Annotated in this window: 22 protein-coding genes and 1 tRNA gene; 14 read left to right on the plus strand and 9 right to left on the minus strand. The window is 58.4% G+C overall.

The genetic code is table 11. The annotated features are described in order from the left end of the window. Nucleotides 1-70: 70 nt before the first annotated feature. A complete protein-coding gene (locus LKX83_RS16630; RefSeq protein ID WP_227883413.1) occupies nt 71-1,204 on the minus strand; it encodes a Gfo/Idh/MocA family protein in 1,134 nt (377 codons plus the stop codon). Between the two features lie 114 nt (nt 1,205-1,318). Here LKX83_RS16630 and LKX83_RS16635 point away from each other — a divergent pair, with 114 nt between their 5' ends. Continuing rightward, the gene (locus LKX83_RS16635; protein ID WP_227883414.1) at nt 1,319-2,200 is read left to right on the plus strand and encodes an AraC family transcriptional regulator; all 882 of its coding nucleotides are present in this window, start codon (nt 1,319-1,321) and stop codon (nt 2,198-2,200) included. Between the two features lie 86 nt (nt 2,201-2,286). On the opposite strand, the gene LKX83_RS16640 is transcribed toward LKX83_RS16635, so the two are convergent. Continuing rightward, the gene (locus LKX83_RS16640; protein ID WP_227883415.1) at nt 2,287-3,162 is read right to left on the minus strand and encodes an aldose epimerase family protein; all 876 of its coding nucleotides are present in this window, start codon (nt 3,160-3,162) and stop codon (nt 2,287-2,289) included. 253 nt (nt 3,163-3,415) lie between these two features. Here LKX83_RS16640 and LKX83_RS16645 point away from each other — a divergent pair, with 253 nt between their 5' ends. From LKX83_RS16645 to LKX83_RS16655, 3 genes are all read left to right on the plus strand, one after another. Continuing rightward, entirely contained in the window at nt 3,416-4,048 is a 633-nt protein-coding gene (locus tag LKX83_RS16645; protein ID WP_227883416.1) for a TetR/AcrR family transcriptional regulator, read from the plus strand. Then, nucleotides 4,045-5,325 carry an MFS transporter gene (locus tag LKX83_RS16650; protein ID WP_227883417.1) on the plus strand — a complete coding sequence of 427 codons (1,281 nt, stop codon included), beginning with the start codon at nt 4,045-4,047 and terminating at the stop codon, nt 5,323-5,325. The genes LKX83_RS16645 and LKX83_RS16650 overlap by 4 nt, the downstream gene beginning before the upstream one ends. 396 nt (nt 5,326-5,721) lie before the next feature. Continuing rightward, the gene (locus LKX83_RS16655; protein WP_227883418.1) at nt 5,722-6,780 is read left to right on the plus strand and encodes a phosphodiester glycosidase family protein; all 1,059 of its coding nucleotides are present in this window, start codon (nt 5,722-5,724) and stop codon (nt 6,778-6,780) included. Between the two features lie 171 nt (nt 6,781-6,951). On the opposite strand, the gene LKX83_RS16660 is transcribed toward LKX83_RS16655, so the two are convergent. Then, nucleotides 6,952-7,560, minus strand: a complete 609-nt coding sequence (locus LKX83_RS16660; RefSeq protein ID WP_227883419.1) for a DUF3298 and DUF4163 domain-containing protein — start codon at nt 7,558-7,560, stop codon at nt 6,952-6,954. Between the two features lie 102 nt (nt 7,561-7,662). Between LKX83_RS16660 and LKX83_RS16665 the strand changes: the two genes are divergently transcribed. Next, nucleotides 7,663-8,352, plus strand: a complete 690-nt coding sequence (locus tag LKX83_RS16665; RefSeq protein WP_227883420.1) for an aspartate/glutamate racemase family protein — start codon at nt 7,663-7,665, stop codon at nt 8,350-8,352. Between the two features lie 56 nt (nt 8,353-8,408). On the opposite strand, the gene LKX83_RS16670 is transcribed toward LKX83_RS16665, so the two are convergent. Further along, complete coding sequence (locus LKX83_RS16670) at nt 8,409-9,371, minus strand: SPL family radical SAM protein (RefSeq protein WP_227883421.1); 963 nt, start codon at nt 9,369-9,371, stop codon at nt 8,409-8,411. Between the two features lie 147 nt (nt 9,372-9,518). Further along, entirely contained in the window at nt 9,519-10,175 is a 657-nt protein-coding gene (locus LKX83_RS16675) for a response regulator transcription factor (protein ID WP_227883422.1), read from the minus strand. 199 nt (nt 10,176-10,374) lie between these two features. Between LKX83_RS16675 and LKX83_RS16680 the strand changes: the two genes are divergently transcribed. Beyond that, nucleotides 10,375-10,450 (plus strand) — tRNA-Thr (locus LKX83_RS16680). 146 nt (nt 10,451-10,596) lie between these two features. On the opposite strand, the gene LKX83_RS16685 is transcribed toward LKX83_RS16680, so the two are convergent. Further along, a complete protein-coding gene (locus LKX83_RS16685) occupies nt 10,597-10,782 on the minus strand; it encodes a DUF2524 domain-containing protein (protein ID WP_227883423.1) in 186 nt (61 codons plus the stop codon). Between the two features lie 242 nt (nt 10,783-11,024). On the opposite strand from LKX83_RS16685, the gene LKX83_RS16690 reads away from it, so the two are divergent. From LKX83_RS16690 to LKX83_RS16715, 6 genes are all read left to right on the plus strand, one after another. Next, a complete protein-coding gene (locus LKX83_RS16690) occupies nt 11,025-12,512 on the plus strand; it encodes a polysaccharide deacetylase family protein (RefSeq protein ID WP_227883424.1) in 1,488 nt (495 codons plus the stop codon). A 26-nt stretch (nt 12,513-12,538) separates the two neighbouring features. Continuing rightward, the gene (locus LKX83_RS16695; RefSeq protein WP_227883489.1) at nt 12,539-13,852 is read left to right on the plus strand and encodes a nucleotide sugar dehydrogenase; all 1,314 of its coding nucleotides are present in this window, start codon (nt 12,539-12,541) and stop codon (nt 13,850-13,852) included. Nucleotides 13,853-13,869: 17 nt separating this feature from the next. After that, entirely contained in the window at nt 13,870-15,756 is a 1,887-nt protein-coding gene (locus tag LKX83_RS16700) for a glycosyltransferase (RefSeq protein WP_227883490.1), read from the plus strand. Nucleotides 15,757-15,794: 38 nt separating this feature from the next. Then, nucleotides 15,795-17,561, plus strand: a complete 1,767-nt coding sequence (locus LKX83_RS16705) for a polysaccharide deacetylase family protein (protein ID WP_227883425.1) — start codon at nt 15,795-15,797, stop codon at nt 17,559-17,561. Between the two features lie 17 nt (nt 17,562-17,578). Then, on the plus strand, nt 17,579-18,664 hold the full coding sequence (locus LKX83_RS16710; protein ID WP_227883426.1) for a glycosyl hydrolase family 18 protein: 1,086 nt from the start codon (nt 17,579-17,581) through the stop codon (nt 18,662-18,664). A gap of 781 nt (nt 18,665-19,445) precedes the next feature. Further along, the gene (locus LKX83_RS16715) at nt 19,446-19,979 is read left to right on the plus strand and encodes a type 1 glutamine amidotransferase domain-containing protein (RefSeq protein WP_227883427.1); all 534 of its coding nucleotides are present in this window, start codon (nt 19,446-19,448) and stop codon (nt 19,977-19,979) included. A 147-nt stretch (nt 19,980-20,126) separates the two neighbouring features. Here the strand turns inward: LKX83_RS16715 and LKX83_RS16720 are convergent, their stop codons facing one another. The 3 genes from LKX83_RS16720 to LKX83_RS16730 are packed head-to-tail and all read right to left on the minus strand — an operon-like array spanning nt 20,127 to nt 21,511. Next, entirely contained in the window at nt 20,127-20,603 is a 477-nt protein-coding gene (locus LKX83_RS16720) for a VOC family protein (RefSeq protein WP_370639092.1), read from the minus strand. A 51-nt stretch (nt 20,604-20,654) separates the two neighbouring features. Then, the gene (locus LKX83_RS16725) at nt 20,655-21,161 is read right to left on the minus strand and encodes an SRPBCC family protein (protein WP_227883429.1); all 507 of its coding nucleotides are present in this window, start codon (nt 21,159-21,161) and stop codon (nt 20,655-20,657) included. Then, entirely contained in the window at nt 21,161-21,511 is a 351-nt protein-coding gene (locus tag LKX83_RS16730; RefSeq protein ID WP_227883430.1) for an ArsR/SmtB family transcription factor, read from the minus strand. The genes LKX83_RS16725 and LKX83_RS16730 overlap by 1 nt, the downstream gene beginning before the upstream one ends. A gap of 367 nt (nt 21,512-21,878) precedes the next feature. On the opposite strand from LKX83_RS16730, the gene LKX83_RS16735 reads away from it, so the two are divergent. After that, a complete protein-coding gene (locus LKX83_RS16735) occupies nt 21,879-22,640 on the plus strand; it encodes an IclR family transcriptional regulator (RefSeq protein ID WP_227883431.1) in 762 nt (253 codons plus the stop codon). 184 nt (nt 22,641-22,824) lie between these two features. Next, complete coding sequence (locus LKX83_RS16740; protein ID WP_227883432.1) at nt 22,825-23,598, plus strand: SDR family NAD(P)-dependent oxidoreductase; 774 nt, start codon at nt 22,825-22,827, stop codon at nt 23,596-23,598. The last annotated feature ends 16 nt before the right edge of the window (nt 23,599-23,614 follow it).

The following is a 23,614-nucleotide window of genomic DNA, read 5'->3' on the forward strand; positions in this document are numbered from 1 at the left end:
GTGTGACCGGCGGACAGCCGCCAGCCGACGCGCGGCTCGACGACGGCCGCGGTCAACCGTTATACTCGACTCATAGCGAAACGGACGCCGCGCGCAGCTCGCCCAGCTCCTGGTACATGCCGGTAAGCTGCGCTTCCTTCGCTTTGAGGCAGAGGAGCGCGCTCACGAGACCGTCCCGCAGCGTGCTGACCGACGTCCCCTTGCCCCGCATGACGTCGACGAAGTTGGCGGCCAAGCCGGTGTCCCCGCCAAAATGGCCTTCGCTCTCGTTGTACCGGTAACGGTCCATGCGGGGGCTGTGGTGGTGGTGCACGACGACCTCCCCGGTGACGAAGTCGAACGAGATCGTTCCTTTGTAGCCGAGGAAGGTCGCTCCGCGCGCGGCCGCTCCCCGGCGGGCGAAGAAGTTTTGGGTGTAGGAGACATGCATTCCGCTTTCGTAGCGGATGAGCGCGCTGCCCGAGTCCTCGTTGCCGGTATCTTCGGCGAAGCAGCAGAACGGCCATTCCTCCGCTTCCGGCGTTCCGACCGTGCTTTCGGCGCAGGTGCGGTTCTCCTCGCAGTCGGCGCAGCGGAGTCCGGCGGGCTTGTTGCCTTTGAATACCTGTTTGGACGTCATCGCGCAGACGGCCGCGGGATCCTGCCCGAGCACGTAGTTGATGTAGTCGAAGTCGTGCGTCGCCTTCTGCAGGAACATGCCGCCGGTTTCGGCTTCGTCGCGGTACCAGCTATGGTAATAGACGCCGCCGTACGGAACGTTGTTGACGGCCTGCACATGCTCGATCGTCCCGATCGTTCCGGCGTCTACGATTTCCTTGACGAGCTGAACGATGGCGGTCAGACGAAGCGGGTGGGAAACGACAACCGGGGTATTGTAAGTCCGCGAGGCTTCGTACAGCCGCGTCCAATCCTCCATCGTCGTCGCGACGGGCTTTTCCATGTAAAGCGGGATGCCGGTGGGCAGCGCTTGGAGCGCATAGGGCGTATGCAGCGAGCAGCGCGTCCCGATGAGCAGACCGTCGGGGCGAGCGCCCTCGAGCAGCGCCTCCAGCGTGTCGTAACGCGGCACGGGCGCTCCGCGGTCGGAGGCTTCGGGCGCGCCGGGATCGAGAATGCCCGCGATCCGGCAGGACGGATCGTGCCGCAGAATCTCGCCGACGACGGTTTTCATGCGCAAGCCGTAACCGATGATGCCTAATTTCATTCGAATCATCCTCCGATATATGGGGTTGTTGACTCCATTATAAGAGGGCGCGGGGGCTGGCTCTTTGACCGAAGAGCCACAATATTGGACGCTTTGGCCGAAAGGGGGGAGATGATGGCCGACTTTGTTCGCACGAAGCTGGAGGATGCCCTTCCGATCCGGGAAATCATTACGATCTTCGATTTCGAATTCGCGCGCGGTTATACGTTTCGCGGCGAACGGCACGACTTCTGGGAACTGGTCTACGCGGACAAAGGCGAAATCACGGTGCAGGCAGGTGAGGAGACGCGCGTGTTGGAACCCGGCAGCGTCATTTTCCACAAGCCGAACGAATTCCACAGCTTTTATGCCAGCAGCGGCACTGCACCGAATATCGTCGTCGTCACGTTCGACTGCCAGGCCGAGGCGATGCGGCGCTTCGAAGATCGGGTTTGCCGGCTGAGGGACGAGGAGCGCAACCTGCTCTCGGGCGTGATCCGGGAAGGGAAGCGCGCGTTCCGATATCCGTTCGAGCACCCGCTTCGGCGCAGAGAGGATGCCCCGGCCGGCTCGGAGCAGCGGCTGCGGATCTACCTGGAGCTGCTGCTGCTCGAATTGCTGGGACGGCTGGACGAGCCGCGCGAGGAAGGGGCCGCCCGGCTGCTCACAACGGCGCAGGCGAACGAGAACGCGGAGCTGGTGCGGCGGGTGATCGCTTACATGGAACGCCATATCGGCCGCACGCTGACGCTGGAGGAGATCGGCCGCGAGGCGTGTGTCACGAAAACGCGGCTGAAGGAAGCGTTCAAGCGGCAGACCGGATACGCCGTCATGCAGTACTTTATTAGGTTAAGGATCGACCGCGCGAAGACGGCGATCCGCGAGCGGAACGCCAATTTCTCGGAAATCTCGGAGTGGCTCGGCTTCAGCAGCGTGCACGTCTTCTCCCGCACGTTCAAAAAGACGACGGGCATGACGCCGACCGAATACGCCCGCTCGGTGCAGGCGCGCGTTTAGCCTCAAGCCAAAAACATCCAACCGGAAATCCGGCTGGATGTTTTTTGATTAGGGAGCCTTTTCAGCCTACGCGATGCCATGGTCCCTTATACGAGCTCGATCGCCAAGTCGGCTTCGAGTGCGTCGCCCGGCGGCACCAGAATGAGCCCTTCCTTGTCGTTGAGCGCTTCGTTGAGCGCCGTCCACGGCTCTACGCAAACGAAAGGCTTGCCTTCGACGGCCCACAGCACGACGACCTTGAACGCCTCGCTGTAGGTCAGCTTGACGCGGCGGTCCTCGTCGAGCGCGAAGACGATCTCCGGCGTCTTCGGATCCAGCAGCGCGACCGATTCCGGCAGGCCGTTCAGATCGACCGAGCCTTCGAACGGTTTGACCTCGCGGTCGTTGTAGTCAAGCATCCGCGTCGCGTCCGAAGCATAGGAGAGATGCTTGTCGTCCGTGGCGAAGTAGGGATGGAAGCCCGCCTGCACCGGCATTTCCCGATCCGACAAGTTGTTGTACGACTGTTCGAGGTGCAGCTTTCCTTCCTTCAAGCGGTAGGTGAAATGCAGCTCGAATTCGAACGGAAAGGACTTCAACGTCTCCGCGTTGCTTTGCAGGGCGATCGTGAGCGAAGCTTCGCCGTCCGTGCGCGTATGGACGACTTCCCAGGGCGAAGTGCGCGCCACGCCGTGGTTGCGCATCGAATAGGTCCGGCCCTCCCACTCGTACTGCCCTCCGCGGAGCTGGCCGCAGATCGGGAACAGCACCGGGATGCCGCCGCGGATATTGGCCTCCGGGTCGAGGAAGGTGGCGCGGTCAAGATAGAGCAGCTCCCGGCCGCGCAGCCGGCAGCCGATGACGATGCCGCCGCGCTCAGGGCAGACCAGGACGCTGGAGTCGGTGGCGGGTTCTTTCAGCTCGTAAATCGTATAAGTATCGTTGTAGGCGGCCACTTCGTGGCCGGTTGAATTTGCATTCAAAATGAACAAGCCTCCGATCGGGGATAGGGGTGGATGCGAGCGAGATGCGACGGGCGTTCGGTGCTCGAAATCCCGGCCATCGGTCGTTCATAGCTATTCTAACAGAAGCGGGAGTCCCGGGTCCAAAAAAAGGGAAGGAGGGACGATAGGAAAAAATGGAATTCCCGTTTACAACGACACGCGTGTCGTTTATGATGAATTCATAAAACGACATGTGTGTCACTTTTAAAGGTGGAAAGGAAGCGTGGGCGGCATGTCTCCGAAAGTCACGGAGGAGCACCGGGAAAGCAAGCGGCAGGAGATCGTGGAGGCTGCCCTCCGGGTTTTTATCCGGCAGGGCTACCTGGCGACGACGATGAAGGATGTCGTCGAGGAGAGCGGCTTGAGCCGCGGCGGGGTGTACTTGTATTTTTCCAGTACGGAAGAGATGTTCCGGGCGATGGTCGAGGAGATCGATCAGGCGAACGCGCGGCAGGACGAGGAGCTATTGTCCGCTTACCCGACCGTATGGGAGGCGATCGCGGCGATGTTCGCCCTGCTGCGGAAGGAGCTGTTGCGCATTCGGGAAGGCGTCGTTCCGGTGTTGATCGAAGCGTTCGCCGCGGAATGGCGCAAGGATAGCTTTAGAGATTTGCTGGAGCGGCGTTACGCAGAAGGATGCGTCCAGCTCGAGCGGATGCTCCAAACCGGCGTGGATCGCGGGGAATTCCGTCCCCGGATCCCGATCCGGACGATTGCCAAGATGTTCAGTTCGATCCAGGGCGGCATCATGGTCGATACGACGCAGTTCGGAGCGGCGGGCACGGAAGCCCCGGAACAGATCGAGGGCTATCTCCTGTCGCTGCGGTATTTGATAGGCGTACGAGAAGAGGGGGATCCGGCATGAAGGCGCTGTTCCGCAACCCGAACTTTACGCGAATGTTCGTCGCGACCGTCGCGTCGCAGCTCGGCACGATCGTCGGCAATATGGCGTTCGCCTTTTACCTGCTGGACCGTTTTGCCTCGCAGCCCGGGCTGGCGTCGTTCGCCGAGCTGATGTACTCCTTGCCTACGCTGTTCGTCTTCTGGGCCGTCGGCGTCGTGGCCGACCGGTTCGACCGGCAGCGCATCGCGGAGCATGCGGGCTGGATCCGAGTCGGACTGACCGTTCTCTTGCTGCTCACGCTGATCGCGGGCTGGCTGCCGGCGGCTTTTGCCGTGCTGTTCCTGCGCAGCGCCGTCTCCAAGTTCTACTTTCCCGCCGAATCGGCGATGCTTCAAGGCATTCTGAAGCCGGATCAATACGAGCAGGCCGCCGGACTCAACCAGACGGTCATGGGCGTATTTACGCTGCTCAGCGTCGGGATCGGCGCGGCGGCCTACCACACGATCGGCATCATGGGCGCGGTGGCCGCGGACGGCGTCGGACTCGCCTTATCCGCGCTGCTCATACGCAGCCTCCGCATCCCCGCTTCCGTGCGTCTGCCGAATGGCAAGACCGCTTGGCGAGACGTTCGCTTCCGCGAGGTGCGCGGCGATTTCGCGGAGGGGATCAACTATATTCGCCGCAAACCCCTGCTGCTGGCGCTGGTGTCGGGCTTTTTGCTCTTCGGCCTGCTGAACGGCGGGTTCGCGATTCTGCCGCTCTACACGATGAAGTATAAGCTCGCGCCGGACAATTACACATTCTTCTCGTCCCTGTTCGCCGTCTTCTTCGGCATCGGCATGCTGATCGGGAGCATCGTCGGCGCGGCCATCGTGAAAAAGTGGCGCCCGCATCTGACCATCCCGGCCGGGCTGTTGGCCACGAGCCTCCTGGGGCTTGCCCTGTTGACGGCGCAAAATCCGTGGGTGTATCTCGGCATCATTCTCGTGATCGGCTTCACGATGGCGCCCGTGAACGTCGCTATCGGCGGCTGGATGCCGGCTTTGATCGATCCCCGCCAAATGGGACGCGTGTCGGCCTGGAACGATCCGCTCTTGATGCTGGGCCAATCCGTCGCTTTGGCGCTGATTGCTTGGCTTTATCCGCATGCCATGAGCCTCAACTTCATATACGCCTCGCTGGCGGTCATCCTGTTCCTGTCGTTTTTCTTCTATGCGGGCACGCTTCCCCGCCTGCAGCGCCGAGAACGGACGCGAATGAACGCGGCGGAGACCGGAAGCGTCACTCCGAACCTTTAGCCCATACAAATTTTGTCATTTCCGGAGAAAATGCCGTCGAACGATCGGCGCGAGAGGGGCGATCGGACTTATTTTTTCGAATGCCACGCAACAACAAGGTATCCATCGTCGTCTATTGTATGGCCATTCTTTTGCGGAAACGTCGCCGGAGGTCGGGCAGCCCCGAACTTTGACGGATCCGCCGCCCGCGTCGGGTGCCGTCGCCGCTTTCCCGGTGAACGGCGGCGCATTCGGATGCGGGCGGCCATGAATAGATGAAGGAGCGTGGGTCCCATTCCCAGCCATACGATCACAACGCCTGCTACGGGCCCCCAGCCAGGCAGACAACCCGGCGCGCTGCCTCCGCGCAGCCGGGCGACGCAGAGACGACGCAAGCGCCCGGGCTTCTGGGCGTGGATGTTACGTTTGTTCCTGATCGGCATTTTTCTGGCGGCGGCCTTTTTCGTTTGGTTTTTCCTTACGCCTTCGGGCAGTTATTGGCGGTATCGGGCGGCAGATACGCTCATCACGACTCAGCATCGCCATTGGGCCAAGTATCTCATCGGCCAGCAGGGACTGGAGACGCGCGTAGCCGAATATATGAAGCAGTTCGAAGAGATGGGCGAGGAGCGGCAAAATACCGAGATCCAGCTCCCCGGCGGAAAAGACGGTGGCAAAGACGTCAACGCGGCGGGAGACGGCGAACAGCCGCTGACGAGCGTGGAAGAGATCGACGGCAAAGGCTATCACGGCTATATCCTGACGGTGACGGATCCGACCAAGGTGCGGCTCGTCGTCCCGAACAAGGTTGGCCGGGGAGAACTCGTGTCCAGCATGGTCAAGCGCACCGGGGCGCTCGCCGGCGTCAACGCGGGCGGCTTCGCCGATCCGCAATGGCAGGGCAACGGCTTCCAGCCGATCGGCCTCGTCATCACGCAGGGCAAGATCTACTACAACGGTCTGGGCAAAGACAAGAGCGTTCAGATTGTCGGTCTCGACAAGCAGGGGAAAATGATCGCGGGCCGCTACTCGATCCAGGAGCTGCTGAACCTGGGCATCTCCGAAGCGGTGAGCTTCGAGCCACGCATCATCGTCAACGGCAAAGGGCTGATCAAAAACCACAACTCCGGTTGGGGCATCGCCCCGCGGACGGTCATGGCGCAGCGGGAAGACGGCGCGATCCTTTTCCTCGTCATCGACGGCCGTCAGCCGGGCTACAGCATCGGAGCGGACCTGTACGACTGCCAGCAAATTTTGCTCGAGCGCGGCGCCGTCATCGCGGCGAATCTGGACGGCGGCTCCTCGACCATCCTCGTAACCGAGGGCGGCGACATTATGAACAAACCGTCTTCCAAATCGGGCAAAGGTCGGTATCTGCCTACGGCCTTCCTCGTCTTCGATCACCCGGAGACGGTCAGCGTGCCCAACATTTGGGCCGGATTGAAGCCGGGAGATATCGACCCGAGCAAGTGGTAATCGGCAGGCCGGAGCCTCGGCTCCACAGTAAAAGTCAACCTATATGCAGCTAAAAAAACGGCCCGACACCCGTCCGCGAGACGGACCGTCGGGCCGTTCTTTGCTTTTGCAGCGGACATCCGTCGGAGACGGACCGGCGTCGGCAGTCGGAAGTCGGAAGCCAGGAACGGGTCAGTAGAGCAGGACGCCGAGCGGACCTTCTTCGTCGATGAGGTCCTGGATCTGAAAAACCGAGATGGGGAAGTATGGAAAGCCCCAGGCGTAGGGGACGATCGCGTACAATGGGAAATAGATGACGAGGGATTTGTCGGCGACGTAGAAGTCCTGGTCGTCGGTGATGCCCGGATACTTTTCCAGCAGGGGCAGCTTGCGCGCTTTGATCTGCGCCCGGATGATCGCGTTCAGCCTTTTCTTGTAGTCGCTGCCCGGCTTGAACAGCTCTCCCAGTTTGTAGGAGCGGCCGGTATCGCCATCGAAGGTCAGCGACTTTTGCAGGGTATTGCCGTGGGCGCCGCCGGTGAAGGCGTAATTGAGCAAGGAAAGGCTGAGCACGCCTCGTTGGTTCGTCTTGATCTCGAACGTGCCGTCCATTTCCTGGATGTCCGAAGACGGGTAGCCTTGCGCCTTTTGCAGGTCGGACACGGTCCGTTCGATCGTCTCGTTCATTTTCTTCCGCGCTTCCTCGCCGGTCCCGCCGGTAATGACCGGCGTGTTTTGTTTGAGCGGGGGTTGGTTTACTTTCACGATGTCGATCGGGAGCATCAAGGTCTGGCCGTTCATCGTCATTCCCCTTTGCGGTAGGCGTTGATTACGACAGCTTATGCATCGGGCTGGGCAGGCGTTCGCGGAGGGGATCCTCTATAATGAAAGGGGAAATAAAAATTGAAAACAATCGGAATGCTCGGCGGTATGAGCTGGGAAAGCACCGTTCTCTATTATCAGATTGTGAATGAAGTGGTTAGGAAGGAGCGAGGCGGATTACACTCCGCAAAAATCTTGCTGTATAGTGTAGATTTTGCTGAAATCGAACAATGTCAGGCGACTGGCGACTGGGAGAAGAGCGCGGCTATTCTGTCTGAAGCAGCGAGGAATTTGCAAAAGGGCGGAGCCGACTTCATCGTCATTTGCACGAATACGATGCACAAGGTTGCTCCGCAAATTCAAGCGAATATTAATATTCCCATCATTCATATCGCGGAAGCGACTGCAAACGAATTGCTGCAACACAAGGTTCAAAAAGTTGCGCTGCTAGGTACGAAATACACCATGACGCAGGACTTCTATAAAGATAAACTGATAGCTATGGGGATTGAAGTCCTCATTCCCAATGAACAGGAAATCGAGGCGGTCAACGACATTATTTATGATGAGCTTTGCTTAGGAACTGTTTCTGAACCATCCAAGAGAAAATATCTTGCTATTATGGAACGGCTTGCTTCGCAAGGAGCCCAAGGTGTCATTCTGGGTTGCACTGAAATAGGATTACTTATCCATCAAGAAGACACTTCATTACCGGTTTTTGATACGACACGGATACATGCGGAAAAAGCAGCTATGTTCGCAATGAAATAACATCCAGGATCGGAGTCGATCGTTCGGGAAAGGCATAGCCAAGCGACTCGGACGAGTCAAAACAGCGTGAGTTGCACGGGCTGGCAGGCGGCCGTCTCCGGCTCCCGCATCGGAGGGGCACCGCGCCGATCCCCGGCCGCATCGCCGCGAGGTACCTCCGCCTGACCGATCGGCGCGAGGCCGTACCGCTTCATCTGGGCCTCGATGCGCGCGTAGACGGGGCGGCGAACAGCCTCAGGCAGGCGCGCCGAGTGCCAGTAAAGCCTTCCGTACGTCTCGACGAGGTCGGGATAGGACGCGCGAAGCGTGGCAAAAAACCACGACTTGACCTCCGGGGTCGAAAGCCGGAGGAAGGAGGCCATCATCTCGCGGACGCCGGCGGCTTGGAGCGCGGCCAGGAGCGCATCGGTCTCTGCCTCGCCGTCTGTCAGATGGGGCAGGATGGGGGCGACGAAGGCGTGAACCGCGATGCCCGCTTCGCGAAGCTGCCGCATGCAGTCGAGCCTGCGCCGGGGAGAAGGGGTAGCCGGCTCGAACGTGCGCCAGATCGTCCGGTCCAGCGTATGGATGCTCATGTTAACGGAAACACCTCGCATCTGGCGCAGCAGGTCCAGATCGCGCAGCACGAGCGGGGAACGGGTCGTGATGCTCGCGCCCACCCCGAATTCGGCTAGTGCCTCCAGGCAGCCGCGCGTCAGCCGGGTTCTGTTCTCGAGCTGCTGATAAGGATCGGTGGCGGTCCCGATGGCGACGTGCGCGGGGAGCTTGCGACGGGCCTTCATGCGGCGCAGCTGCTCGCGCAGGATGGCCGGAGCGTCCTCCTTCCAGAAGATGCGGCGCTGAAAGGTATCGTCGGCAGCCTCGCCTAGAAAGGCGTGCGTGCTGCGCGCGTAGCAAAAGCTGCAGCCGTGCTGGCAGCCGCGGTAGGGATTGATCGACCAGTCGAAAGGCATCGACGGCGCGTTCACCGCGTTCAGGATCGTCTTGGCCGGCATCGGATCGTACTGGGTCGGATTCATTCCCGCAGCCCCTCTCATATTTGAAATAGGAACATATGTTCTATTTGATCATAACAAAAGGGGACGACGCCTGTAAAGCGTACGTCCCCTGCCATGGTTTGGGTCATAGCGTGCGCGCCGTGGAATTCCGGAAACCCGCCGCCTTTGCTACATGACTTGCATCGCTTTGAGCCAAATGACCGCCTGGGTGCGATCGTTCGTGCCGATCTTGTCGTAGATCGCGCTGATGTAATTTTTGACCGTTCCTTCGCTCATGAACAGCAGCCGCGCAATCTCCCGGTTCGTCCTTCCTTCGACCATAAGCGCGATGATGCTCGTCTCGCGATCGGTAAATTTGACGGGCGCGCGATCGCGCGGCTGCATGACGGGAGGCCGTGCGGCCTGGGGGGCCGATAGCCTTGCGGCCAGTTTGGCGGCGACGCTCGCGGGGAGCATCAGCTCGCCTTTGACGGCGTCCCGAATGGCCTGAAGGAGCTTGTCGCTCGGGATGTCCTTGAGCAGAAAGCCGGCGGCTCCGTTCGCCAGCGCCTCGATGATGTAGTCGTCCTCGTCGAAGGTGGTCAGGACGAGCACCTTGGTTTTCGGGTAGAGCGGGCGCAGGCGCTTGACCGCTTCGATACCGTTTAGAACGGGCATGCGGATGTCCATGAGGACAAGATCGGGACGAAGCTCCTGGGCCAGCGTGCAGGCTTCCTCGCCGTTTTCAGCGGTCGCGACGACCTCCATGTCCTCCTCCAACTGGAGGATCGTCTGCAGCCCGTCTCTCATCAGCGTCTGATCGTCCGCGATTAAAATCTTGTACACGTCCGCTCTCCCCTTTCTCATTCCCATTATAAGGCAAATCCCATCGTTTGACAGCTTCGAAAATCCGTTCCTGGACCGAGGGGTAAGAACGGCAATCGACGACCGCCGCGAAGGTTCGTTCGGGGGTGAAATGCCAAAAAAAACCTGAAACAAAAAGCTTGACTATTCGGGCGGAAATCGGTATTCTATAAAAGTGCTCGCTGATGTAGCTCAGCTGGTAGAGCAACGCATTCGTAATGCGTAGGTCGGGGGTTCGAATCCCTTCATCAGCACCACTTAACTGTTCCTATGGAACGCGACTTGCCCGACAGGGGAGTCGCGTTTTTGCGTTTAACGACGTTTCTCTTCTATATAAAGGGACTTAGCAAACCAAACCAAAGCAGCCTCCCGAACGGGAGGCTGCTCGAAGCGAAAGCGCGCTTCAGGACGGTGAGATGTCGCATTTGTTCAAGATGAACGAGATCTGGTTCTCCAGCCGGTGAATCCGCTCCTTCGCTTCCTGCGAATCGGCGCCCTGCCCTTGCAGGTCCGCCAGCTCTTGCTTGAGTTGGTGCAGATCGTCGCCCGCGCGGGCGCAGTCGTAATCGCTCTCCAGATGGTTAAGCATGAAGAGTCCTCCAATCCTTAGGGTCATCTTCCCTATTGTGGAGGACTTTTCGTTCTTTTATGCCCGCTCCGATTTTTTTTGGCGATCGCGTATTTTTTAAGTGTTTGTTCAGAGGCGGGTGGTACAATCGTCTTCGTTTGCAGCAGGGGGCATTTGCAACGATTTACCAGATGTAATCCGGCCAGCATCCCGTTACATTGGTATAGGCAAATGAATGGCGAGTATAGGACGGCGGTGTCGAATTGGACAGAAAACGAAATACATACTTTCATTACGGACGTGCAGGCGCGTGTCTGCTGCTGGCGGTCGTGGGACTCGTCTGGCTGACGGGCTGCAGCCTATTCGGAAGCGGAGATGAGACGGTCCGCGATCCGAATGCGGACAAGCCGCAGCCGGAGATCGTCCGCTATACCGGCGAGAAGAGCAAGGTGTACCCCTTCGTATACACGGCGAAGCGCGAACTCTCCCTCACCTTCAACGGGATGAGCGACGACGTGACGATGCGCAAGCTGCTGGACGAGCTGGACCGATACCGCATCCGTGCGACGTTTTTCCTGCCCGGCATGCGTGTCGCGGAAGAGCCGGACGTCGCCAAGGAGATCGTGGCGCGCGGACACGAGATCGAGAACAACACGCTGAATCGCCTCGATCTGACCAAGCTCGATTACGAGCAGGTGTACAAGGAAATTCATTTGAGCAACGAGATTATCCAGCGCGAGACGGGCGTGACGCCTCAGTTCGTCCGGACGAAGTCGGGCGACTACAACGACGACGTGCGCCTTGCCACGGCGCAAATAGGTTTGAAGGGCGTCGTCAGTTATAGTTTGTTCTTGCACAATTGGCAAAGCGAATCCGAGCCGGAGAAATATCTGTATATTCGCAAGCATATCACCCGAGGCGGAATCATCAACATTGATACGGAAGAGGACAAAGCGCTACTTGAGGCTATTCCGATGCTGGCCCGTGCAGCTGAAGACGTCGGCTATTCCTTCGTGCCGGTCAGCAAGTTGGTTGCTCATGGCGGTATTCGTAAACCACTTGAAGAAATTAAGGGCTACGACGCGATTAAGCCGAACAAGAACTACGAAAACGCAAAGTATAACCTCATTTTCAGCAATCGGGAGACACGCAAGAAAGAAGTCGCGCTGACTTTCGACGATTGGGGTACCGATTATACCATAACGAAAATTCTTGACATTCTGGAGAAATACGACGTAAAAGCAACTTTCTTTCTTCGCGCGAACGGTGTCGAGGCAAATCCGAATTTGGCCAGAGCCATTCTAGAAGCCGGCCATGACGTGGCCAACCACTCCTACTCTCACCCAGTCGTGACCACGTTAACGCCAGAGCAGCTGCAAGACGACATCGTGAAGGCGCACCAAGTCATCACCGAAGCCATACAGCAACAGCCTACGATGCTTTTCAGGCCGCCTACAGGTGAAATCGACGACAAGACGGCCAAGATCATTTCTGCAATCGGATTCCCGAATATTGCGCTCTACGATGTGACGACATTCGACTGGGACGCTAACAATAGCGCGAATCACATCGAGAACATTATCATGAATCAAACGCAAAACGGGAGCGTTATTCTTCTGCATATGCTTGACGACATTCATACGATCGAGGCACTGCCGTCCGTCATAGAGGGTCTCGAAAAGAAAGGCTTCACGTTAGTAAAGATGGCGGATCTCATCGGATTGAACCAAAGCGGAGGTCGGAAGCAGTGAACATGGGCGTAGAAGAAGCGGTTCAACTGGAATTGTACGAGCGTATCGCGAAGCGGGTGGAGCCGCTTGCGGTCGTCGGACTGGGATATGTCGGACTTCCGCTCGCGGTGGCGTTCGCCGAGCGGGCCGACGTCATCGGGTTCGACGTCAGCGCTCGGAAAATCGAAGGATACAAGCAAGGCGTCGACGCGACGGGCGATCTCGGCGACGAAGCGCTGCTGCGGAGCACGGCGCTGTTCACGTCGGACGAGGAGGAGCTTTCGCGCGCCCGTTTTTTCGTCGTCGCGGTCCCGACGCCGATCCAGAGCGGCAACGTGCCCGACCTGCAGTATGTGGAGAGCGCGAGCCGGCTCGTCGGACGACATCTGCGCCCCGGCGCGATCGTCGTCTTCGAATCGACCGTCTATCCGGGGGTGACCGAGGACGTTTGCATTCCGATCCTGGAAGTCGTGTCGGGATTGCGCTGCGGCATCGACTTCAAGGTCGGCTACTCGCCCGAGCGGATCAACCCGGGCGACAAGGAGCACCGGCTCGAAAACATCGTGAAGATCGTTTCCGGGATGGACGGGGAAACGCTGGAGACGGTCGCCAAGGTATACGAGCTGATCATCGAAGCGGGCGTCTACCGGGCGGAGAGCATCAAGGTGGCCGAAGCCGCCAAAGTGATCGAAAACGCGCAGCGGGACATCAACATCGCGTTCATGAACGAGCTGTCGATGCTGTTCCACCATATGGGCATCGAGACGAAGGCGGTGCTGGAGGCGGCGGGCACGAAGTGGAACTTCCTGAAGTTCACGCCCGGCCTCGTCGGCGGGCACTGCATCGGCATCGACCCCTATTACCTGACGTACAAAGCGGAAGACACCGGGTATCGCTCGCGGATCATTCTGGCCGGCCGCCATATCAACGACGGCATGGGTCGGTACGTGGCTCAGCAGCTGGTCAAGCTGATGGTAAAGCTCAAGCAGGACATGAACGGCGCGCGCATCGGGATACTGGGTCTGACCTACAAGGAGGACTGTTCGGATATCCGGAATACGAAGGTCGTCGATATCGTCCGCGAGCTGGAGGAGTACGGGATCAGTCCGCTCGTGGCGGATCCGCTGGCCGATCCTCGCGCGGCCGAGGAGGAATACGGCATCAAGCTGACGGCGCCGTCGGAGATGCGCGGGCTGCACGGCGTCGTCGTCGCGGTGCCGCACCGGGCGTTCGCGCACCTGGGCGTCGCGGACTTCGACGCGATGTTCGCGCCGGGCGCTCCGAAGGCGCTGCTCGATATCAAAGGCGTTTGCGACAAAACGGATTTTGAACGCAGCGGCTATCATTACTGGAGCTTGTAATGAACAAGCGGCCGCGAATGGGAGATTTCACCGTGTGGAAGAAAAAGAAAAGCAAGCCGGCAGGCGAGGTGCTGTCCGTCCCCCGGACGGACCGGCGCACGCTGTCCAACGTGCCGGACCCGGAACAAATCCGCGTCACGCTTGACCGCCGGGGAACGAAGAGCGAAGCTGCAGCGAGCGCGGAGCGGGACGCGGATTATTTGAACCGCATCCGCATGCTGAGCCTCCGCTATATGGCGGACTTCGACGTGTTTCTCGCCCCGAACGGCGCGAAACGACGGGCGCGCGTCCAAGGCCGCGCAGTCGACATCTCGTCGACGGGGCTGCTCGTCGCGCTGAACGCCAAGACGGACCAGATCCGCGTAGGCGATCGGATCTGGATCCGGTTCCGCATCCCGCCCGGCACGATGCCGGAGGGCTTCGAGTCGGCGGTTCGCATGCGCGCGACCGTCGTTCGCGCGTTCTCTCGCGAGGAGGATGGCCGCGAACAGGCGATGCTGGCCTTCGAATTCGATAAACCGCTCACAGCCTATTTTCAGCGCAAACGCTGGGGCTACTCGGTCTACATGGCGAGCGGCATGCTGTTCGTCGCCTTCGCTTTCGTCATGCTGATGCGGGCGGAGAGCGTGATTTACTTCAAGTACAACATGTGGCTTTATTTGTACAGCTTGACGGCGGCCGCTTTTCTGCTGACGAGATACTTGTTCGGGGCGTTTTATCGCGACGTGCCGGTCAATCCCGACTATACCCCAGGCGTTTCCATCATCATTCCATGCTTTAACGAAGAAGCGTGGATTCATCGGACGATCCTCAGCTGCATGAATCAGGACTACCCGATCGACAAGCTGGAAGTCATCGTGGTCGACGACCGTTCGACCGACGGATCGGCGGAGCGCATCCGTCAGGTCGTCGAGATGGTGCACCAGGAAGCGGAGCGATTCGCGACCCGGGACCGGCTGAAGATGCACGTGCTCGAGCAAAACGGAGGCAAGCGCGTGGCGCTCGTCAAAGGCGTGGAAATGGCGAAGCACGACCTGGTCGTGTTCGTCGACTCCGACAGCTTTCTCGAGCCGACCGCGATCCGCCACTTGGTCCAGCCCTTCCAGGATCCGCGGATGGGCGGCGTCGCCGGGCGGACGGACGTCGAGAACAAATATACGAACTCGATCACCAAGCTGCAGACGGTCCGGTACTATATCGCCTTCCGCATCATGAAAGCGGCCGAGTCGTGGTTCGACAGCGTCACCTGCCTGTCCGGCCCGCTGTCCTGCTACCGCAAAGATCTCATCCTGAAGCATGCGGACGCCTGGCTCGAACAGAAGTTCCTCGGCCAGCCCGCGACGTTCGGCGACGACCGCAGCATGACGAACTTCATTTTGAAGACACATCGGACGGCTTATCAGGATTCGGCGATCTGCTCGACGATCGTGCCGTCGAAGATGAGCGTGTTCCTGAAGCAGCAGATGCGCTGGAAGCGCTCTTGGCTGCGGGAATCGCTCCGCGCGGGCACGTTCATCTGGCGCAAGGAGCCGTTTATGGCGCTGTTCTTTTACATCGGGCTCATCGTGCCTATCGCCGCGCCGATCATCGTGCTGTACAACCTCGGTTACGTCCCGCTCGCGTACGGCGTGTTTCCGGGGACGTTCCTGACGGGGCTCTTGATGATGGCGCTGCTAATGAGCCTGGCGCACCTTCTGTTCCGCAAGAGTCGGTTGTGGGTATTCGGATTCGTGTTCTGCCTCTTCTATGAATTCGTGCTGCTTTGGCAGATGCCCGTCGCCTGGGTGACCTTTTGGAAGTCGACCTGGGGGACGCGGGAGACGCCGCAAGACATCGAAGCGAAGAACCGAAAAGCCGCACGCAGGCGCAAAGTCAAAGAGAGCAAGCCGGGGCTCCCGCTGTAGGGAGTCCCGTCAGATTCGCGAAGCGAGGAGAGGCAGACATGGGTATTCGGCCAAAGCGCGCTGCCCTTGATTATCGCAAGAAAAACCGCCGCAAAGCCGTCAAAACGGTCCTTCAGCTGGCGATTTTATGCATCGTGGGTTATGTACTGTTTCACGCGCTGGCGGACGTCAAGCGCTATGCCGAGCCGGATCGCGCCGCATGGCGCAGCGACAACGGCTTCGTCGCGCTGTCCTACTTCGGCGTGAGCCGCTCGGGGACGCCGAAGCTGATGGCGAAGCGGCAGCTGGACGAGCAGCTTCGCACCTTGAAGGAGCAAGGCTACGTCACGATCTCCCAGCAGGACGTCCTGGACTATTATAAAGAGGGAAAAAAGCTGCCGGACAAGGCGCTGTTCCTCGCGTTCGAAGACGGGCGCAACGACTCGAGTCTGTTCGCGCAGCCGCTGCTGGAGAAGTACAACTTCAAAGCGACATTCCTCTCGTACGCCGACAAGATGGGGGACGGGCAGCGCAAATTCGTCCAACCCGGCGAAATGAAGAAAATGGCGAAGACGGGGTACTGGGAGCTCGGAAGCAACGGCTATCGGCTCTCGTATATCAACGTGTTCGACAGCGAGGGCCGCTTTCTCGGGATGAAAAACGAGGACGAGCTCCGCAACAAGATGAACGTGGACTACTACAACCACTACCTGATGGATTTTATCCGCGACGGCGACATGATTCCGACGGAAAACCGGCAGGAGATGGAGGCGCGGATCGGCGCCGACTACGCCAAGATGAAGCAGGTGTATACGGATAAGCTGGGCTACGTGCCGGGCGTTTATATGATCATGCACGCCAACGCGATGCACCAAGGCATGAACCGGCTCGTCTCCGACGCGAACGACGCGAATATCCGGCAGATGTTCGCGATGCATTTCAACCGGGAAGGGAATGCCCTGAACAAGAAGGGCGACGATCTCTACGATCTGACGCGGGTGCAGCCTCAGGCTTACTGGTACACGAACCATCTGTTGATGAAGCTTCGGGAGGATACCGGGAGGGAGATGAGCTTCGTCGTCGGCGACAAGCGGCGGGCCGAAGACTGGACCGTCGTCCGCGGCGCGGCGCAATTCATCGACGACCGCATCGCCCTCACGTCGGAGCCGTCGGACGAAGGCTTGATGGTGCTCAAGAATAGCGCCGGAGAGCAGGACATCGCGCTGACCGCGACGCTCGGCGGCAATGTCGTCGGCAAGCAATCGCTGTACGTGCGATACGATCGCCGGCAGGAGACGTACGTACGGGTCACGTTGGCCAACAACCGGCTGATCGTCGAGCAGAAGAAAGCGGGTCAGGCCGCCGAAACGCTGCTGTCCCGCGAGCTCGACGAAGTGAAGTGGAAGGAAACCGATCTGACGCTGAACAAGGCGACGGTGTACGCGAGGGAACAGACGAAAACGCGGGACTTGACGGAAGAGCGGGAATATCCGATAAATATTAGTGACAAACGGAATATCCGGGTCGAGGTCCGGGGAGATCGGCTGCGCGTATCGGTGGACGGTGCCGTGCTGCTCGACGGCGCGGCGATCGACGGATCGATCGCGGCGGGCGAGGTGGCGTTGGCCTCGGCCCCGCACACGCAGAGCAAGCGGGACGACATCTACGACGCCGTATTCGACGGCGTCAAGGTCGAGGCGATTGGCGCGGAGGGTAACAGCGAGGAAGTGCGCTATAGCAACCGGTTCTCCGGCGTGCGCAAGTGGATCGTCGAAACCGGGCGGACGTTCGACGCGGTCGTGGACTGGATGATCGAAACGTTCTGATCGGCGGGAAGGGACTGATGGCATCGATGAGTTTGACGAAGCGGCGAAGGGCGGCCATTCTCGCCTCGGCGGGCGGGCTGATCTTGGCGGCAGGGACGCTGCTGGCCGCCGTGAAGTCGGACGCAATTGGCGCGGCGGAGCCGGCGAAAGTCCGGGCGGAAGCGCGCACCGCATGGCTCGCCGACTGGCAGTGGGAAGCCGGCGCGGCGGATTTGAAGGCGGCGGGAGAGCTGCAGAGCCTGCAAGTGTTCGCCGCGTATTTCGACGAGTCGGACCGGCTCGTGTTTACGCCTGAATTTCGCGAAGGGCTGCCCGCCATCCGCGATGCCGCTGCGTTAAACGGCACGAAGCATCTCGACCTGACGCTGGTCAACGATATTCTTTACGCGGACGGCTCCGAGAGCCAAAAGGACGCGGCGTTGGTGAGCCGGCTCGTGGCCAGCGACCAAAGCCGCACCAAGCATCTGAAGGACGTGCTGGCCGCGGTCGAGATGTACGGCTTCGACGGCGTGGAGCTGGACTACGAGAAGGTCAAGGATGCCGACTGGAATAAAGTGATCCGCTTTATCGCCGATTTGCAGGTGCATCTGAAAAACAGGGGCAAGACGCTCCGGGTCGTGCTGGAGACGCGGGCGCCGACCGATAAGGTGAAGCTGCCTGCCGGGCCGACGTACGTCATGATGGCTTACAATTTGTACGGCGGGCACAGCGGGCCGGGACCGAAAGCCGACGAGGCATACGTCAAGCAGGTTGCCAAGCGGCTCGCCAAGCTGCCGGGCGACCCCTATGTCGCGCTGGCGGCCGGCGGCTTCGACTGGGGGCCTAGCGGCGATGTGAAAGGCGTCACCGAACAGCAGGCGGCGCTGCTGGCCGAGCGCAGTATGAAGCCGCCAACCCGGGATGCCGCAAGCGGGAGCCTCCGCTTCGACTACCTCGATGACGGTGGCGCCAAGCACACGGTTTGGTACGCGGACGGCGAGACGCTGTCCCGTTGGATCGCCGCCGCGAAGAGCGCCGGCCGCGGCAACATCGCGCTCTGGCGGCTCGGCGAGCTCGGCGACGGAACGCTGGCGATGTACGGGGTGCACGGCAAAGGCAATTAGCATACCGCTTCATTGCACGAAGAACCCCTTGGCCTGGGCCAAGGGGTTCTAGTATTTCGTTCTCATCATGATTTCTTAGAAATCTCTAATCTACAAATCTCGCGTAATCCGGTTCGCTCCGGACGAGGAGGGTAAGATAAGGGTGCAACAACATTACACCCTTGAAGGAGTGATTCACAATGGCACGTACAGAGCAAGACACCATGACGAGGCGAGAGGCCGGCCGGATGGGTGGCGAAGCGACGGCAAGGACCCATGATCGGGATCACTACGAAGACATCGGACGCAAAGGCGGAGAGTCAAGGGGAGCAAACAGGCAATCGGACGACCATCAAGGTCGAGGAAACACGCAGCGGGACGACCACGGCAGGTTCACCAGCGGGCGATAAGTCGGGACGCGATCCGTTCCGTGACCGCTTTGCAGGCAGGCAGAGCTTATTTCGTATCACCCACGTGGAATAGGATGTGATTCCGTTGCAGCACAATAGAGGCAAAGCGCGGAAAGGCGAAGGCAAGCGAAGCCTCGCCGGCATCATGGCCACAGGGCTTGAATGACGATTGCACCGCCGCCATAGCCCTCACGATATAGAAGCGGGGCCGCATTACGGGCAACCGTTACATGAGCTTTCTGGCATCCGCGCTTTCGATAAAGGATGGGCCGACGAGCGGCGATCGCTCGCCCTCCCGTCCGGACGCAGCACCATGCAGATAAGCAGGCCGCAGATCGTGCCGGTGCGGCCTGCTTTTCTCGTGGTTCCAACGAAGGAAGGAGTCGGGAACGATGAAGCAAAGCGTGAAGAAAGTCGCCTTTTTGCTGGCGGATGGATACGAGGATTCGGAAATGAAAAATCCATACGACGCGTTGATTGAAAACGGCAACGACGTCGACATTATCAGCACCCGCAAAGGCGCGGAGCTGAAGGGCAAGAAGGGCACGATTACTTATACCTCGCACCTCACGGCCTCCGAGGCGAACCCGGACGACTACGAAGCGGTCGTCATTCCCGGCGGCAAGTCGCCGGAAGCGCTGCGGGAGGATCCGGCCGTGATTGATTTCGTCGTCAAGGCGAACCAAAAGGGCCTTCCGATTTCGGCGATTTGCCACGGGCCGCAGGTGCTCGCGAAGGCGGGGCTGCTGCAAGGCAAAACGCTGACGAGCTACCCCGGCATTCGGGACGAGGTTGAGGCGGCGGGCGGCAAGTTCGTCGACCGCGAAGTCGTCGTGGACGGCAACCTAATCACGTCCCGCGGGCCGCAGGACGAGCCGGCGTTTATCCGCGAGACGATCGACAAGCTGGGCGTATCCGCGTACTGACCGCCGTATCCGGCGAAAGATGGGACCGTTAAAGGTCCGGCCACGAAAGCGTGCAGTCAAAATGAAACAAACGGCCTTAGCCCCGATGGAAATTCGGTCTAAGGCCGTTTGTTATATGCGACGCGATGTTATTAAGGGGTATGCCGCTTAACTTTCGTATGCCTGCTTCAAAGCCTGGACATCGATTTTATCCATTCGCATCAGGGCTTCCGAAACCTTGCCTGCTTTCCGGGCATCTTTGTCTGCAAGGAGTTCGCCGAGGATCGCAGGAACGATCTGCCACGACAAGCCGAATTTGTCTTTCAGCCAGCCGCAACGGCCTGGTTTGCCCCCCTCGGCGGTAAGCTTCTCCCACAGTTCGTCGACTTCTTCCTGTGTTGCGCAGTTCACGAAGAACGAGACGGCCTCGTTGAACTTGAATTGCGGACCAGCGTTTAACACCATGAACCGCTGTCCCTCCAATTCGAAAGTCGCGGACATCAGCGTCCCTTTCGGAAATGGCGCTCCATCACCATAGCGGGTAACGTTCAACGTTTTTCCATTTTTGAACACCGAGTTGTAGAAATCGATGGCTTCCTCTGCGTTGTCATTGAACCACAAGAAAGGGGTAATTTTGTTTTGCAAGATCATTCATCTCCTCAATTATGATTGTTTTCATTTTCGTTTCTTCTGTCCTTAAACGATGAATTGTCCGATCCTTTCGGCGAACTTGTCGAGCGACTGTTGCATGCCGAGAACGGCGAGTTTCGCCATTTGGCCCGGCTCCCATTCGTGTTCGGTGATCGTCAGTTCCGTCCGGGCGTCATCCAGGGCTTTGAATTCGATGACGAATTGAACCTCTTTCGGAAAATCCGGGGGCATGCCCACGTCAGCGGGATCGATCGGGTTGCCATGCGCATCGGACAGACTCTGTGTAAATTCAAGACGTTCTTCGGTCACGATCGTCGTATAGACGCCGGTGTTGTAGTAGATAGAGCTCCCTTGCTCTGGCGGCGCCTGCATGCAGAATAAATACTTGCCGCCCACACGAAAATCGATTTCGCAATGCGGCGAGGTATAGTTCGCGGGCCCCCACCAGAGCGGTACCAGCTTCGGATCCGTCCAGCCTTTCCATACCCACTCGACAGGGATATCTAGTACTCGGGTGATCACGAGGTCTTGCTTGTTCGAATTAGGGCTCATCAGGATTCCTCCGGATCGGTTGGGGTTGTGGCGGCTTTCGCCATTTCTGCTTTCATGACGGCTTCGAATGTATCCAAGCGCCGGCTCCATCGCTGTCTCATGTTCCTGGACCAATCCTCGAATGCGAGCATGGTACTCGTGTTGATCCGATACATGCGTTGCTGTGCCCTTTTTTCCACAATGATCAATTTCGCCTCGAGTAAAATCTTCAAATGCTTGGAGATGGCTTGCGGACTGACTTGGAATTGTTCGTGGATCTGAGATGCGGGAAGCTCTTCAATGTCGGCAAGCATATCAAGGATGCGGCGGCGTGTTGGATCTGCCAATGCGGAAAAGATATCGTTAGGCATACAGCTTGTTCCTTTCCCCCTCCTTTCTACAGATTTTCTTGTGAGGTTCGGTTTGATCTCGCGTTCGGCAGTTTGATTCTCAAGCTCATATTAAACCATTTTGTTTATAAAGTAAATGGTTTATAAAAAATAATTCACATCAATCCCTGTTGGGCTAAGTGATTGATCATGGAAATTGAGAGCACAAAAACATCGCTTAATCGCTCAAATTCCTCGGTATTCGTGCTAGGGCACCGGGGATTCGGGCCCTTTTGTGTGCACGGTGGAAGTATTTTGTTCAATCCTGTAGACGGCCATTTTATCATTTGCTACGCTTAGTGAATAAGGTTTACTATACAAAACTTTTTTCGCTAGGAGGATATGAAACTTGGAAAAGAAGTATTGGGTTCCAGCCTTGGAAAAAGCGAATGCCGTTCTTCGGCTCATCGCGGATCAACCGGGGAAACTTCGTTTGATCGATCTATCCAAAGTGACCGGAATCCACAAAAGCTCCATGTTTTCCTTGCTGCATACGATGGAATCGCTGAACTGGGCCGTATCCGAGAAGGATGGCACCTATTCTTTGGGATCGGCCATGGCTTCTTTCGGAAATGCGTTTTTCAAAAAGTTCAGTTTGATCGACCAGTTTGCCAAAGAAGCAAGACCGGTGGTGGAAAGGATTCGATTAACGGTTCAGCTGGGCAAATTGGAGGGGGACCAAGTGCTTTATCTGGCCAAGGAAGAAGCCGTTTCCCCCATCCGCCTCGTTTCGGAGCCGGGCATGCGAATTCCCGCTCACGCGACCGCGCTTGGTAAAGTCATGTTGTCCGAACTGGACGAGGTTGAATGGAATGAACGGTTCCCGACCGGGAGATTAACCCCATTAACACCCAATACCATTTCGGACAGGTCATTGCTTTGGGCATCTTTACAGGAAATCAAGCGGCAGAAGTTCGCGTACGACCTGCAGGAATCGATACTCGGCTTTTGCTGCGTGGCTTCGCCTGTTCGCGATGAAACCGGAAGGGTCATCGCGGCGGTGAGCTGCTCGATGCCTTCGCATATGTGGGAGGAAAAAAAGGAAGACGCGCTGCGGGAAATCCAGCAATTGGCGGGCAAACTGAGCTTGAACCCCGAAAATGGCCTGTGAAAGTCCGAAAGTCAGCCGTTCGTTCGATGATTAGCATACTAACGGGCGCTCCTTGGGGCGCGTTTTTTCTGCGCGGTGTAATCCACCTGCATTGCGGAAAGAAGTTGGTTGGTTTATATTGGACTTAATAAGTTCATTATAATAAATTTGGTTTATTATAATAAACCAAAGAGGCGGTGCGCCGATGAGATTGAAAAACAAAGTAACGGTGATTACGGGCTCCGGATCCGGTATCGGCAAAAGCTCCGCGCTTTTAGTCGCCAAGGAAGGCGCAAGCGTCGTCGTCAACGATATTTCGATCGAGAGAGGGGAAGAAACGGCAAGCGAAATCCGCGCGGGCGGAGGCATTGCCGTTTGCATTCCGGGAGACGTGACGAATCCGGATTCGGTCGAGAAACTTGTCGCGGATTCGATCGCGCAATTCGGCCGCATCGATGTATTGTTCAACAATGCGGGAATCAGCGGCGTCGGCGCTTTGCATGAAATTCATCCTTCGGATTGGGATCGAATCATGAATGTCAATGTCCGAGGGGTCTATCTTCCGAGCAAATATGTGCTGCCTCACATGATGAAGCAACGAAGCGGAAGCATCATCAATATGTCCTCCTGCGTAGCGGAAATCGGGTTGGCCCGGCGCGCCTCCTACGCTGCGACGAAAGGCGCCGTGCTGGCGCTGACAAAATCCATGCAGGTAGACTACGCCTCCTTTAACATCCGCATCAACGCTTTGCTTCCGGGAACGATCCTAACGCCATTCGTCGAGAATTATCTTAAAACCTCATACGCGGACAGCGAAGCCGCTATCGAATCGCTTAAGAAACGCCAGTTGAGCGAACAATTGGGGTTGCCTGAGGACGTGGCGGCAGCCGCGCTGTTCCTGGCTTCCGACGATTCCAAGTTCATGATGGGTAGTCCGGTTTATATTGATGGCGGCGTAACGTTTGGCAAAAACGCCTGAACCCATTGGAGGAATG

It is taken from the genome of Cohnella baijiui, assembly GCF_020731285.1.
GTDB lineage: Bacteria > Bacillota > Bacilli > Paenibacillales > Paenibacillaceae > Cohnella.

Excerpts from the sequence above, each read along its gene's own strand:
- LKX83_RS16705 (WP_227883425.1), top strand. The coding sequence starts at position 15,795 with ATGGGTATTCGGCCAAAGCGCGCTGCCCTTGATTATCGCAAGAAAAAC.
- LKX83_RS16710 (WP_227883426.1), top strand. The coding sequence starts at position 17,579 with ATGGCATCGATGAGTTTGACGAAGCGGCGAAGGGCGGCCATTCTCGCC.
- LKX83_RS16660 (WP_227883419.1), bottom strand. The coding sequence starts at position 7,560 with ATGAACGGCCAGACCTTGATGCTCCCGATCGACATCGTGAAAGTAAAC.
- LKX83_RS16725 (WP_227883429.1), bottom strand. The coding sequence starts at position 21,161 with ATGAGCCCTAATTCGAACAAGCAAGACCTCGTGATCACCCGAGTACTA.
- LKX83_RS16740 (WP_227883432.1), top strand. The coding sequence starts at position 22,825 with ATGAGATTGAAAAACAAAGTAACGGTGATTACGGGCTCCGGATCCGGT.
- LKX83_RS16650 (WP_227883417.1), top strand. The coding sequence starts at position 4,045 with ATGAAGGCGCTGTTCCGCAACCCGAACTTTACGCGAATGTTCGTCGCG.
- LKX83_RS16645 (WP_227883416.1), top strand. The coding sequence starts at position 3,416 with ATGTCTCCGAAAGTCACGGAGGAGCACCGGGAAAGCAAGCGGCAGGAG.
- LKX83_RS16715 (WP_227883427.1), top strand. The coding sequence starts at position 19,446 with ATGAAGCAAAGCGTGAAGAAAGTCGCCTTTTTGCTGGCGGATGGATAC.
- LKX83_RS16635 (WP_227883414.1), top strand. The coding sequence starts at position 1,319 with ATGGCCGACTTTGTTCGCACGAAGCTGGAGGATGCCCTTCCGATCCGG.
- LKX83_RS16670 (WP_227883421.1), bottom strand. The coding sequence starts at position 9,371 with ATGAATCCGACCCAGTACGATCCGATGCCGGCCAAGACGATCCTGAAC.
- LKX83_RS16700 (WP_227883490.1), top strand. The coding sequence starts at position 13,870 with ATGGGAGATTTCACCGTGTGGAAGAAAAAGAAAAGCAAGCCGGCAGGC.
- LKX83_RS16730 (WP_227883430.1), bottom strand. The coding sequence starts at position 21,511 with ATGCCTAACGATATCTTTTCCGCATTGGCAGATCCAACACGCCGCCGC.
- LKX83_RS16630 (WP_227883413.1), bottom strand. The coding sequence starts at position 1,204 with ATGAAATTAGGCATCATCGGTTACGGCTTGCGCATGAAAACCGTCGTC.
- LKX83_RS16655 (WP_227883418.1), top strand. The coding sequence starts at position 5,722 with ATGTTACGTTTGTTCCTGATCGGCATTTTTCTGGCGGCGGCCTTTTTC.
- LKX83_RS16685 (WP_227883423.1), bottom strand. The coding sequence starts at position 10,782 with ATGCTTAACCATCTGGAGAGCGATTACGACTGCGCCCGCGCGGGCGAC.